This window comes from Asanoa ferruginea (assembly GCF_003387075.1).
Taxonomy (GTDB): Bacteria; Actinomycetota; Actinomycetes; order Mycobacteriales; family Micromonosporaceae; genus Asanoa; species Asanoa ferruginea.
Window position 1 is genome coordinate 2,191,446 of the sequence record NZ_QUMQ01000001.1, and the last position, 12,435, is coordinate 2,203,880.

The following is a 12,435-nucleotide window of genomic DNA, read 5'->3' on the forward strand; positions in this document are numbered from 1 at the left end:
TGGCCTCCGTCAGTGCACCGGTGACCGTCACAACCGGTGTCGTCAGCCACCACATTGATGGCCGCCGACGCCCGTTCGGTACCCTCTTACACGCTCTGACAACGCCTGACGACGACGTCTGACATGGGGTATGGATGAGAGACCAGCGTGCTGCCGCAGAGTCCATCCAGGACGGAATCACCGCCGAAGCGTTCGCTGAACAGTTGCGCGCACTGCGGGCCGCCGCGGGTGACCCGTCCTTCCGGAAGATGGCTGGTCGGTCGGGCCGGATCTCCCACACCACTTTGCACGAAGCCGCTGCTGGCACCCGGTTTCCGTCCTGGGAGACCACCCGTGAGTTCGTCCGGGCCTGCGAGGCCGACGAGGTCCAGTGGCGGCGCCGCTGGGAAGACGCTCAGCGCCCGGTGACCGTCGACGCGGATCCAGAGCCGGTCAGCACCACCGAGGTCGACGCCCCGGACACTGTGGACACAACAACGACAAGCAGTGAACAAAGCGCTCGGCGACGCCGGTTGCGGTGGATCGCCGCGGCCGCCGCGGTCGTGGTGGTCGTCGGCGCCGTCCTGGCCGTCACCATCCGCGGCCGGTCAGCCCCGACCGGCTCCGGCGCCGCGGCTGCCACGCCGTCAGCGACGTCATCACCGTCGTCCACACCCTTCTCCGACTCGCTGATCCCCGGCGACTCGAGCAAGTTCATCGCCGACGTCACCATCCCCGACGGCATGAAGGTGAAGGTCAACCAGGAGTTCACCAAGGTGTGGGCGCTCGCCAACGTGGGAACGGTCGACTGGCACAACCGCTTCCTGGCGCGGATCAACCCCACCGCTGACAACGACGGTTGCCACGTGCCGGACCGGGTCTCTATCGGCGACACGCCGCCCGGTCAGCAGGTGATGATCAGCGTTCCGGTGACCGCGCCGAGCCACCCGGGGAAGTGCTGGGTGAGCTGGAAGATGGTCGACGAGAACGGCCGGGAATACTTCCCCAGCCGCCGTCCGGTGTACTTCATGGTCAACGTCACCGCCTGACACAACCTGACAACACCGCATTCGTCGAGGTCGGTGCCGGTCCGCCGAATCTGACAGGTCGACGGGGTACCGAACATCGACGCCCTTCTCGCAGGGTGAGTCCGTTCCCAACACGACTCACCACCTACGAGGAGGATCGACCATGCGCCGTCCCTGGTTGGCCGTCGGGTTCGCGGCGCTCTGCGTGGCCGTCGCCGCCCCCGCCTATGCGTGGGCTTCGACATCCGACGCCGCAGCGCAGCGAACCAGCACCGCGGCCGCGCTGCCGGTCGTGGACATGGAGGCCACCGTCCTGGCCGCCCAGATCGACCCGCGGCGTGCCGACAACACCCTGACCCCGGGCGCGAAGAGCTCCGTGCTCGCCGTCGAGCAGGCGCTCCAAGCCAAGAACCTGCTCAACGCACAGTGGGTCGACGGCTACTTCGGCACCACAACCATCACGGCGTACGCGGCCTATCAGCGTTCCCTCGGCTACACCGGCCTGGCCGCCAACGGGCTGCCGGGCACCACGTCGCTGACGAAGCTCGGGCAGAACCGCTACACCGTCACCAACACGATCGGCCCCGGCGCGAAGGTCCAGCGCGACGGGTATGTCGTCAACGCGCGCACCCAGGCGATGCTCGCCGAGACCCAGCGCCTGCTCGGCTACACCCTGGTGCTCGATCAGGGCTCCTACAACCCCGGGGGCGACCCGACCTCGGCCGGTACGCACGACGGCGGTGGTGTCGTCGACATCTCGGTCACCGGCATGACCGCGGCCAAGCGCACCGCCGTCGCCAAGGCGCTGCGCCAGGTCGGTTTCGCGGCCTGGGTCCGCAACCCGAGCCAAGGCGACTGGCCTTGGCACATCCACGCCGCGGCGATCAACGACACCGACCTGTCCACGCAGGCGCAGAACCAGGTCGGCGACTACTACCTCGGCATGAACGGCCTGGCCAACCACGGCCCGGACGACGGTCCCCGGATCGCGATCAAGACCTGGGAGCAGTACCAGCGCGGGCAGTGACCCGCACCCACCACCCCCTCACTGTCCCTGAGAGAGGACACCCATGAACATCCGCAAGAGCCTCGCCATCGTTGGCACAGCGCTCGCCATCACCACCTCCATCCTGGCGGTCGCCTCACCCGCGTCGGCGGCGTCCCGCGACGGGGTCTGCGACAGCGGCGAGTTCTGCTACTACTACAACAGCAACTACGCCGGCTCGGTCTCCGACTTCACCACGTCGGTCGACGACTACGGCACGACCCAGCCGTCCTGCTACGAGTTCAAGGGCTCGGGCGCCGGCCAGGGCCTGTGCATCAAGAACAACGCCGCGTCGGCATGGAACCGCACCAGCAAGTCCGTGGTGGTCTACTTCAACAGCAACTTTGGCGGCGCGACCCAGACGATCGCGGCCGGTGCCAGAGCCAACCTCAACGCGACGCTGAAGAACAACAACGCCTCGCACGCCATCGGCGGCACCACCAACCCGGCCGACCCGCGTGCGGCCGAGGCCGTCGCGTTCGCGAAGGCGCGCCTCGGGCACACCGACTGGAACAACGAGTGCGAGCTGTTCGTCGAGCGGGCGTTCGGCACCAGCGGCCGGTTCGCCACGGCCCGCGCGCACTACCTCTGGCAGCGCGACAACGGCCGCATCCACACCGGCACGGTGCCGCCCGCCGGAACGGCCGTGTTCTTCACGTCGACCACGTCGGCCGGGCACGTGATGCTCTCCATCGGCGGCAACAGCGCCATCAGCACCGGGCCGACCGTCTACCAGACCAGCACCTTCCGCGACCGGTCCGACTACCTGGGCTGGGCGTACGTCCCCGGCGGCTGGTGACCGGATGAGCACCCCGAAACGAGTCGCCGGCATTCTGGCACTCCTGGTGGCGGCGCTGATCGGTGCCGCGGTGGCACCGGGCGCGGCATCCGCCGCGAGCCGTGACGGAGCTTGCGACAGCGGCGAGTTCTGCTACTACTACAACAGCAACGAAGCCGGCTCGATCTCCGACTTCACCGGCTCCGAAGACGACTACGGCACGACCCAGCCGACCTGCTACGAGTTCAAGGGCGCCGGCGCCGGCAAGGGCCTGTGCGTCAAGAACAACGCCGCGTCGGTGTGGAACCGCACCAGCAAGACCGTGCGGGTCTACTTCAACAGCAACTTCGCCGGTGCCACCCAGGACTTCGCGCCCGGCGCCAAGGGCAACCTCAACTCCACGCTGAAGAACAACAACGCCTCGCACGAGCTGATCAGCGGGCCGACGGGTTGCAGCACCGACGGCACCAACGCCAAGCTGCCGACCACGATCCTGGTCTACCGGGTCAGTCTCGGGCGAGTGGACAGGGTCGACTTCAAGACCTACGTCAAGAACGTCCTCCCGAACGAGTGGATCACCAGCTGGCCGAAGGCCTCGCTGGAGTCCGGTGCCATGGCCGTCAAGAGCTACGCCTGGTATTGGGCGCTGCACTCGACCCGCAAGACCGCCGGCGGGGCGTGCTACGACGTCCGGGACGACACCGGCGACCAGGTCTACAAGCCGTCGTCGGCGCAGTCAGCGACGTCAGCCGCGGTCGACAGCACCTGGTCGGCCCGGATGACCCGCAGCGGCAACATCCTGCAGGCGCACTACTGCGCGACCACGACGGCGTGCGGTGCCTGGGTCGACGGGAACTGGATGTCGCAGTACGGCTCGCGTGATCTCGCGAACGGCGGCAGCAGCTACCAGTCGATCCTGCGTTACTACTACAGCGGAATCGCGATTTCCTAGCGCACCCTGAACAAGGGCCCGCGCCGGACAACGGCGCGGGCCCTTCTCTGCGAACAGGCCTTACTTGAACAGCTTCCTCGCCGCGCCGAGGCGCATGAAGACCGTCTCGCCGGTGGCGTCTTCGACGCCGTCGTTGTCGGTGACCGCGTAGACCTGACCGTTGCCGGCGATCCCGAGGCCCTCGACCTTGTCCTGCACCCAGCCGTTGTCGGCCTTGAGCAACGGCAACAGGTCGACCGCGAGCTTCTTCGACACGGTCGGCATGCCGGTGCCGAAGGTGGCCGGCACGTCGAAGGTGTAGACCTTCTTGACCGTCGCCTTCAGGCCGCGCTGGTTGTCACGCTCGATGACCGCGAACGTGTTGTTGTCGACCGCGACCAATTCGGACAGCCCGATCCAGGCACCCGCGGGCGCCGCGTCGAGCTGGTAGCCGAGCCACGCCCAGGTCTTGTCGGCGACCGAGTAGCGGCCGATCCGGACGGTGCCCTTCGGGTCGCCCTTGAGCTCGCGCTGCACCGCGACCCAGACCTGCTCACCGTTGCCGACGCCGGTCACCGCGACGCCCTCGAAACCGTTGCTGGTCACGTTGGCGGCCACGTCGGCCGGCAGCGGGATCTCCTCCTGCACGGCGCCCTTGGCGTCGAGCCGGACGATCAGGTTGGGCTTCGCGGCGGTGCCGTCACCCTCGATCGCGATCCAGTAGCCGGAGGTGGCACGGGCGGCGACACCTTCGGCGTCGTACCCGATCGGGTTGCCGTCCTTGGTGATCGTCAGTTCGCTCTTCACCAGGGCCGGCTGCTGCGCGGTGTCGATCGTCAGCAGGCGGGTCGGGGTGTAGACGTTGTCGGTGATCGACACGAGCTGGTTGGGCTGGCCGGGCACCTGGCTCAGGCCGGAGAGGGCGCCCCAGGAGATGGGAGCCTTCTGCTGACCCGGCTCGTATGCCGAGCGGATGGTCGGGAACGCGCTCTTCTTGTCGCCGTACTGGAAGATCGTCACCGACGCACGGATGCCGTCGTCGGGCAGGTCTTCCTCGCTGGAGACCACGAGCAGGTTGCGCGACGGCACCGTGGTGACCCCTTCGGGGCCGTTGGTGGTCGGCATGATCTGCATGAACCTCGGTGCCTTGGGCTTGCTGATGTCGTACGCCGCGACGAAGTTGCCCCGCTCGGAGTTGACGAACAGCACCGGCTTGCCGTCGAACTTGCCGAAGGCGACGCCCTCGGGCTCGGTGCCCTTGGCGTCGGAGCGGTTGTCCGGGTAGAGGCCGTGCGCGGCCGCGAGCCGGTCGAACGAGTTGCCGGCGTCGTAGAGCACCTCGCCGTTGCGCTTCCACACGGTGAAGCCGCGCGAGCCGCCGACGTAGTCACCCTCGTTGGCGGTCGCGAACGTGTTGTCGTCGATCCAGGTGACGCCGTCGGGCTCGCGGCGGACGGTGATCGAGTCGTCCTGCGCGATGGTGCCGTCGTCGACGGTGTCCACACCGGACAGTTTGACCTGGCCGGCGCTGAAGTCCTTGACGACCTTCTTCTTCGCCAGGTCGATGATGGCGATGTGGTTGTTCTCCTGGAGCGTGACCACCGCCTCGTCGTTGCGGTTGATCGAGACGTACTCGGGCTCCGGGTCGCCGGGAGCGACCTTGGCCAGGCCGGTCATCTCGATCCGGGTCAGCGCCCACTTCTTGAGGTCGACGACCTGCACGAAACCGGCCGGCTGCTGCGGCAGCTCGCCGTCGTTGACGTCTTCGTCGCGCTCGTTCTCGATCGCGATCACCGCGTACTTGCCGCTGGGCGCCACCGCGATCGAGTCGGGCTGGCCGCCGAGCGGAATCGTGCGGACCACCGTGCGGGTGTCGAGGTCGATGACCTGGAGCACGCCGGAGGTGTCGATGAAGTTCTCGCTGGTGTTGACCACCGCGAGCGCGAAGTTCTTGTAGACGGCCACCGAGGTGGGCTCGCCGGGCAACGCGAGCGTGCCGGTCGGCTTCGGGTGCGCCGGGTCGGTGATGTCGAGGAAGCCGAGCCGCTCACCCGGGCTGTCGGTCGAGATCACCGTCTTGCCGTCGGTGCTGACGGCGCTGATCTCGGCGACCGTCTCCTGGTCCTCGGAGCTGTTGAGGTAAACCGGCACGGTCGCGAGCCGGGCGAAGCCAGCGTCCTTGCTCTTGCTCGCCGGCGCGGCGTGTGCGGCCGGCCCGATCAGGGCCGGAACGGTGATGAGGCCGGCGACCATGGCCGTCCGGACGAACCGGCCGGTCGCGGGTGGAACGGGCATGCGAACACTCCCCTGGGTAGCTGACCTGATCTGCCTAGTAGCTCGCGTTGACGGGGGTGCGACCGCAAAGCCAACGGCCGATGTCGTACGGGCAGCGGGATCGCGCATGAGCGGACATTTGCCCCAGCCGGCGCTAGGCTGAAGTGATCTTCCCGATTGGTCGTCTTCGAGGGAGTAGGTCGTGCCACCAGCTCATTCGTCCTGGGCACCCGCCGAGATCGACAGGGACAAGCCGAACGCCGCCCGGATCTACGACTTCTACCTCGGCGGTGCGCACAACTTCGCCGCCGACCGGTCGCTGGCGGAGCAGGCGATCGCCGACTGGCCGGAACTTCCGGCGATCATGCGCGCCAACCGGTCGTTCCTGCGGCGAGCGGTGCGGTTCATGGTGCAGTGCGGTGTGCGGCAGTTCCTCGACCTGGGCTCCGGGTTGCCGACCGCGGGCAACGTGCCCACCGTCGCGCAGGAGGTCGACCCGTCGTGCCGGGTGGTCTGCGTCGACAAGGACCCGGTCGCGGTGGTGCACAGTCGGGCGTTGCTGGAAGACAACCCGTTGGCCAACGCTGTGCAGGCCGACCTTCGCGACACGGCAACGGTGCTCGCGGCCGCGACCCTGGAGGGCGGTCTCGATCTGACCCAACCGGTCGGGTTGCTGCTGGTGGCAGTGCTGCATTTCGTGCCGGACACCGACGATCCGGCGGGCATCGTGGCGGCCTACCGCGACGCGATCGCGCCCGGAAGCCTGTTGGCGGTCAACCACGCGACGGCCGACGCGCAGCCGCGCAAGGCGGCGACGCACCGGCAGCTCTACCAGCGGACGGCGACGCCGATGACGATGCGTACCCGTGCTCAGGTCACCGCTTTGTTCGCCGGGTTTGAGCTGTTGCCGCCGGGCGTGGTCGACATGACCCACTGGCAGGCGGACCCCGACACCGACCAGTCGATCAGCCTGGCCGGTTACGCCGCGGTCGGGCTCAAGCCCTGAGCTTTCGCCTCAGTTCTGTCTTGTCGAGATCGGTGAGGTAGACCGGGGTGCCGGGTTGCTGGCGCCAGCTTCCGTCGAGGCTGCCCGCGTCGACCGGGTCGAAGCCGAGCTCGTCGACCAGCTCGTCGACCACTTCCTTGGCCTCGATGTCGTCGCCGGCGACCGGCAGCGCGATCCGGCCCTGCTCTCCCTCCGGTTTCCCGTAGCGGTCGAGGTGCCCGGCCATGATGTTGTTGAACGCCTTGACCACGCGGGCACCCGGGAAATGGTCGGCGACCCAGCGGCTCGACGAGACCGCACGGTCGACGATCGGCTCGATCTCGCCGTCGCGGTCCGGGAAGTAGTTGTTGGCGTCGACCACGATCTTCCCGTCGAACGCCAGCCCGGGTAGTTGCGGCACCGCGTGCGTCGGGATGGCGAGCACGATCACGTCGGATTTCTCGGCCACCTGGGTGACGGTCCCGGCGGTCGCGCCGGTCTGGTCGGCGAGCGGTCGCAGCGAGTCGGGGCCGCGGCGGTTGGCGACCGCCACCTCGTGCCCGATCTCCCGGAACCGCCTCGTGAGCGTGCCGCCGACCTTGCCTGAACCAACGATGCCAATCCTCATGTCGCGCCTCTTTCCCTTCTTCGGGCTTTCTCCACCGCCGCGCTTGCGGTTTCTGTCGGATTTCGGCGTTTTCACTCTGGGTGGTTAAGCCGGTCCGCCCCGCTTGCGCGGACGTGTTCCCGATGGGGCTTTCCGCCCAGCTCTGGCACGGTTGTAGCTGTCTTCGAAGTGGTGTTCGTTTCGCTGGGGGTAGGTGGCCGGCCCCCGCAGCTCGTCCCGGAGCTGCGGGGGCCGGTCGTGGCAGGCTCTTCTGATGGACGCGATCGGCATCGGGTACGAGGGCCTGACCCTCGCTGAGTTCCTCGACCGCCTGGCGTCGCTGCATGTTTCCCGCGTGGTCGACGTGCGATTCGCCGCGCGATCCCGCAAGCGCGACTTCAACAAGAAGGCGCTGGCCGCCGCTCTGGCCTCGGCCGGTCTTGGCTACACGCACCTGCCGGCGCTGGGTAATCCACCGTCGAACCGGCCTGGGTTCCATGGTTCGCCCGCTGACGTCGCTGCGGCCCGGGCGGTTTATGCGTCTCTGATGCCGCCGGACGCGCTGTCGGCGTTGGCTTCGCTGGCGCGGCAGAAGCGGGTGGCCCTGCTCTGTTTCGAGGCCGACCAGGCTCACTGCCATCGCGACGTGATCCTGTCGGCGCTGTCGTGATCACGGTCGGGGTGGACCTGGCCGCCGCTGACGAGCGGTCCGGGCTGGCGGTCGTGCGCTGGTCGCCGGCCGGCGCGGTCGTGGAGTCGGTCCAGGCGGGCGCGACCGACGCGGAGATCGTCTCGGCCGTTCGCTTGTCCGACAAGGCCGGGATCGACAGCCCGCTGGGCTGGCCGGATGCGTTCGTGTCGTTCGTGGCCACCCATCGGTCCGGACTTGTGACGCCGCCACCTGCCGGCGAGGGTGCGTTGTGGCGGCGGCGGCTGGCTTACCGGATGACCGACGAGGTGGTGCGGTCCTCGACCGGGCTGATCCCGATGAGCGTGTCCGCGGACCGGATCGGCCACGCGGCCTTCCGGGCGGCGGGGTTGCTGTCGATGCTCTCCGATGACGGTCTTCCGATCTCCCGCGCCGGCGACGGCCTGGTCGTGGAGGTCTATCCGGCGGCGTCGCTGTTCGTTTGGGGACTGACCCATCGCGGCTACAAGCGGGCCGGGCTGGCCTCGGACCTGGTGTCGGCGCTGCTGTCCGCGGCGCCGTGGCTGTCGCTCGGCGCGTTCGAGCCGCTGTGCCGGCGCAGCCACGACGCGCTCGACGCGGTGGTGGCGGCGCTGGCCGCCCGGGCGGCGGCAACCGGCCGGGCCACCCGCCCGTCACCGGCTCAGGCGGCGGCTGCCGCGACCGAGGGCTGGATCGCCCTGCCGACCTGTCCGCTCGCGGACCTCCACTGCAGCGAGTAACCCAGAGTGACGAGATTCCCCGCCGCCGCGGATCGAGGACGGCGCGGTCACCATCTCACCCAACGACCTGCGTCCGCTGCTCGAATGTTTCAGCATCTCGACTGAACGAAGACCCGCTGACCTGGGCTTTCTTGGGTGATCAACGGCGCCGGCGCACGCGTGTTGGGAACTTCCGGTCCTATGTGGTTACATCTGCGGCGCCATGTCGTTAGCCGTACGCGTGGTAACCGACAGTTAAGATCAGGAGGGCACGTGACAGCCGCCGCATGGGTCGGTCTCGGGTCCGCTGTCATCTCCGCGTTGGCCCTGATCTTCGGGCGCTATGACAGCCGTCGCACGGCTTCCAAGAAGATCGTCTGGCAGCTGCTGCCCTCAGCGACCAGCGACGCGGTGATGCGCCGTTGGCGGTCGGTCAGATACACCGTGGTCACCGGCGCCGATGAGGTCGTGCTGCTGGAGCCCCGCGTCCTGGACATTCTGATCGAGAACGTCGGCAGGAACGCGGTGACCGCCGCGAGCATGTCGATCCCGCCCCGGGTTGCGATCGCCGACGGTCGGTTGGTCGACGTGGAGGTCTCGCTGCTCACCCGGGGCGGAATCGACGGCACGCTGATCGACGACTTCGTGGTCGAGGGAAACGGCGTCCGGCTCGCGGCGCTGACGCTCAATCCGCGGGACGCGGTCAGGATCTCCCTGCTGGTCGACGGCGGTGTGGCGACGCCGACGGTGACGATGCAGGCGGTCGACTTCGAGTTCGCCCGCAAGCGTTCGCGCTGGACCCGCCGCACGACGTACCCGACCGGGATCGCGGTGTTCTTCGCCCTCGTCGCCATCGCCGCGTTTGTCATCTTCTGAGGCGCCGCTCAGGCGCGCTGCTCCTGGCCCGGCACGAAGAGGATCTTGCCGGTGCGCTGCTGCTGGCCGGCGTGGGCGAGCGCCTCGCGGTATTGGGTGAGCGGGTAGGTGGCCTCCACCTCCGTGCCGAGCACGCCCTGGGCGACCAGGTCGGCGAGCTCGCCGTACACCCGCTCGAGCTTTTCCCGCGGGGTCGTCTGCACCCAGTTGAGGATGTAGAACGCCCGCAGTGAGATCCCGCGATAGATCAGATCGGCCAGGGGTACGGTCGGCGGCGCACCGGTGACGGAGGAGAAGGTGACGACCGTGCCGCCGCTGGCGATGTGCGGGGCCAACGCGTCGAGGCCCGGTGCGCCGCCGTCGAACAGGACCCGCAGCTTCGCCCCGTCGAGGGCGTCGGCGATCCGGGCACCGAGGTGCTCGCCGTCGATCACCACGCGGTCGGCGCCGAGCGCGGTCGCCTGCTTGGCGGCGTCGTCGCGGCGCACGATGGCCAGGACCTTGATGCCGGCCCGCTTGGCCAGCGCGATCACGTTCTGCCCGACGCCGGAGTTGGCCAGCCCGAGCCCGATCCAATCGCCCGGCTGGATCGTGACGTAGTCGTTGAGCAGGGCGTATGCGGTTGCCGGGTTGACCGGAAGCATCGCGAGTTGCTTCGGGTCGGCCTGGTCGGTCACCGGCACGACGTTGCGGGCCGGCACGACGACCTGGTCGGCCCAGGTGCCCTGCACGAAGGTCGGCAGGATGATCACCCGCCGCCCGACCAGTGCCTGGTCGACGGCGGGCCCGGCCGCTGTGACGCGTCCGACGCCCTCGGCGCCGACCGGGTTGGGGACCTGCGGGTAGACGCCGAACCAGCCGAGCATGAAGAGCTGGTCGGCCGGGTTGATCGGTGCCGCCTCGATCGTGACCAGGACATCGTCGGGGCCGACGGTCAGGTCATGGTCGTCGTCGAGCTCGACGGTCTGGTCGGGGTCGCCGCCGACGGCGGTGAGGATGAGCCGACTCATGAGGTGCTCCCTGTGGTGCGTAATGGGCTACTGCCATATGACCATTACGTTCTAGCACCGCGACGGCCAGCCCGTAAAGGTCTTTGTTATTTAGCCCATGTCGACGTAGCGTCTAGCCATGCCCAGCCGAGACGAGGTCGTCGACCTGCTCAACTCCCGGCCGCACGCCATCCCGGCGCTGCCGGACACCCTCGACGACCCGGAGATCGCGGCCGAGATCCTGGGCCGGTTCGGCGAGCCGGCCGGCGGGGCGGGCCGCGAGCAGCAACTCGACCGGGTCCGGGTGCTGCGTGCCGACCTCTCGGGTGTGCTCGAGGCCCGTGGGCCCGACGACGCCGAGCGGGCCTGGGCCAGCTTCACCGCGCACACCGCCGACGCCCTGTTCCGGCAGACCTTCCCCGATGCGGGGCTCCAGCAGGTGGCCGGTGATCCGGTCGTCGGCGGGATCGCCCGCGCCGTGGCCGACCTGGTCCAGACCAACACCTGGTCGCGGCTGCGCGTCTGCGACAACGGGCACTGCTCCCGGGTGTTCTACGACGCGACCCGCAGCCGCACCCAGCGCTGGCACTCCTACGAGATGTGCGGCAACCGCGCGAATGTCGCCGCCTACCGCGCCCGCTCCAAAAGCTGAGGACTGATCGCTACGATGCGGCCGTGTCGCTGCCGCTGCTCGCCGTCGCCGCCGGGATAGCCGGTGCGTGCTGGGGTGCGGTGTTGCCCGGCCTGGTCAGTCGCTTCGCGGTGGAATGGCCGGAAGACCAGCCGCACCCGCCGCCGTGGCGGCACGGCTGCCCGCACTGTGGCGCCGACCGACTCCAGTGGTGGCGGGCCTCGGGCCGGTGCCCGAACTGCGGCCGGGCACCCACACCCGGCCGGTGGGTGCTGGTGCCGATCACGGCCGCGGTCTGTGCGGCGACGGCCGCCGCGACCGGGCCGACCGCCGCGCTTCCGGCATTTCTGCTGCTCGCCGCCCTCGCCGTCCCGCTGGCCGCCATCGACCTCGCCGTGTTGCGGCTGCCCGACCCGCTCGTCGGCACCCTCTTCGGCGGTGGAGCGGCCCTGCTCGCCCTCGCCGCGGTCATCGAGGGCGACGGCCCGGCGCTGCTGCGCGCCGGCCTCGCCGCCGCGGCCTGCGGGGCCGGCTATCTGCTGATCGCGCTGATCCTGCGGTCCCAACTCGGGTTCGGCGACGTCAAGCTCGGTGCCGCACTCGGCCTGTTCCTTGGCTGGCTCGGCTGGCCGGCCGTGGTCGCCGGCGTCGTGCTCGCCCCCGTGGTCAACCTGCCTCTGGTGCTCGGCCTGCTGGTCAGCGGCCGGACGGACCGACGGGCGGCGGCGCCGTTCGGCCCGGCGATGCTGGCGGCCGCGCTGCTGGCCACCGTTCTTGTCGCCGTTCTTTAGCCGACCGGTCAGAGTTGCCCTCGTTTGATCGTGTCGTGGCCGTGTAGCCACACTCAGCGATCATCCAGTCCGGATAGCTACCGGCGACGGACAGACAGTGATCTCTTCCCGAAACAGACTCATGTGCGTTCC

13 protein-coding genes are annotated in these 12,435 nt (G+C 69.1%); 10 read left to right on the forward strand and 3 right to left on the reverse strand.

The annotated features are described in order from the left end of the window. The first annotated feature begins 134 nt into the window (after positions 1-134). The 4 genes from DFJ67_RS10540 (at position 135) to DFJ67_RS42615 (ending at position 3,782) form a co-directional block, all read left to right on the forward strand. Positions 135-1,028: an NBR1-Ig-like domain-containing protein gene (locus DFJ67_RS10540; RefSeq protein WP_116067716.1), complete on the forward strand. Its 894-nt coding sequence runs from the start codon at positions 135-137 to the stop codon at positions 1,026-1,028. Between the two features lie 142 nt (positions 1,029-1,170). Continuing rightward, entirely contained in the window at positions 1,171-2,034 is an 864-nt protein-coding gene (locus tag DFJ67_RS10545; RefSeq protein ID WP_116067717.1) for a peptidoglycan-binding domain-containing protein, read from the forward strand. A 43-nt stretch (positions 2,035-2,077) separates the two neighbouring features. Beyond that, entirely contained in the window at positions 2,078-2,851 is a 774-nt protein-coding gene (locus DFJ67_RS10550) for a peptidase inhibitor family I36 protein (RefSeq protein WP_116067718.1), read from the forward strand. A 4-nt stretch (positions 2,852-2,855) separates the two neighbouring features. Further along, the gene (locus DFJ67_RS42615) at positions 2,856-3,782 is read left to right on the forward strand and encodes a peptidase inhibitor family I36 protein (RefSeq protein ID WP_170215788.1); all 927 of its coding nucleotides are present in this window, start codon (positions 2,856-2,858) and stop codon (positions 3,780-3,782) included. 60 nt (positions 3,783-3,842) lie between these two features. Here DFJ67_RS42615 and DFJ67_RS10560 read toward each other — a convergent pair whose 3' ends face one another. Next, on the reverse strand, positions 3,843-6,056 hold the full coding sequence (locus DFJ67_RS10560; protein ID WP_203783681.1) for an esterase-like activity of phytase family protein: 2,214 nt from the start codon (positions 6,054-6,056) through the stop codon (positions 3,843-3,845). A gap of 181 nt (positions 6,057-6,237) precedes the next feature. Between DFJ67_RS10560 and DFJ67_RS10565 the strand changes: the two genes are divergently transcribed. Then, positions 6,238-7,041, forward strand: coding sequence for an SAM-dependent methyltransferase (locus DFJ67_RS10565; RefSeq protein WP_116067719.1), 804 nt, complete (start codon positions 6,238-6,240; stop codon positions 7,039-7,041). Here DFJ67_RS10565 and DFJ67_RS10570 read toward each other — a convergent pair. Further along, positions 7,031-7,723 (reverse strand): NADPH-dependent F420 reductase, encoded by a 693-nt coding sequence (locus DFJ67_RS10570; protein WP_275407664.1) that lies wholly within the window; start codon positions 7,721-7,723, stop codon positions 7,031-7,033. The genes DFJ67_RS10565 and DFJ67_RS10570 overlap by 11 nt on opposite strands. 178 nt (positions 7,724-7,901) lie before the next feature. On the opposite strand from DFJ67_RS10570, the gene DFJ67_RS10575 reads away from it, so the two are divergent. The 3 genes from DFJ67_RS10575 to DFJ67_RS10585 all read left to right on the forward strand — a co-directional run bounded on the left by DFJ67_RS10575 (position 7,902) and on the right by DFJ67_RS10585 (position 9,892). After that, a complete protein-coding gene (locus DFJ67_RS10575; protein ID WP_116067721.1) occupies positions 7,902-8,297 on the forward strand; it encodes a DUF488 domain-containing protein in 396 nt (131 codons plus the stop codon). Beyond that, entirely contained in the window at positions 8,294-9,037 is a 744-nt protein-coding gene (locus DFJ67_RS10580) for a DUF429 domain-containing protein (protein ID WP_116067722.1), read from the forward strand. Before DFJ67_RS10575 ends, DFJ67_RS10580 begins: the two co-directional genes overlap by 4 nt. A gap of 252 nt (positions 9,038-9,289) precedes the next feature. Further along, positions 9,290-9,892 carry a hypothetical protein gene (locus DFJ67_RS10585; RefSeq protein WP_147315480.1) on the forward strand — a complete coding sequence of 201 codons (603 nt, stop codon included), beginning with the start codon at positions 9,290-9,292 and terminating at the stop codon, positions 9,890-9,892. Between the two features lie 8 nt (positions 9,893-9,900). On the opposite strand, the gene DFJ67_RS10590 is transcribed toward DFJ67_RS10585, so the two are convergent. Beyond that, positions 9,901-10,902 (reverse strand): zinc-dependent alcohol dehydrogenase family protein, encoded by a 1,002-nt coding sequence (locus DFJ67_RS10590; RefSeq protein ID WP_116067724.1) that lies wholly within the window; start codon positions 10,900-10,902, stop codon positions 9,901-9,903. A 118-nt stretch (positions 10,903-11,020) separates the two neighbouring features. Between DFJ67_RS10590 and DFJ67_RS10595 the strand changes: the two genes are divergently transcribed. Both DFJ67_RS10595 and DFJ67_RS10600 read left to right on the forward strand, forming a co-directional pair. Continuing rightward, complete coding sequence (locus tag DFJ67_RS10595; protein WP_116067725.1) at positions 11,021-11,533, forward strand: CGNR zinc finger domain-containing protein; 513 nt, start codon at positions 11,021-11,023, stop codon at positions 11,531-11,533. Further along, positions 11,530-12,303, forward strand: a complete 774-nt coding sequence (locus DFJ67_RS10600; protein ID WP_239097269.1) for a prepilin peptidase — start codon at positions 11,530-11,532, stop codon at positions 12,301-12,303. Before DFJ67_RS10595 ends, DFJ67_RS10600 begins: the two co-directional genes overlap by 4 nt. Positions 12,304-12,435: the final 132 nt, after the last annotated feature.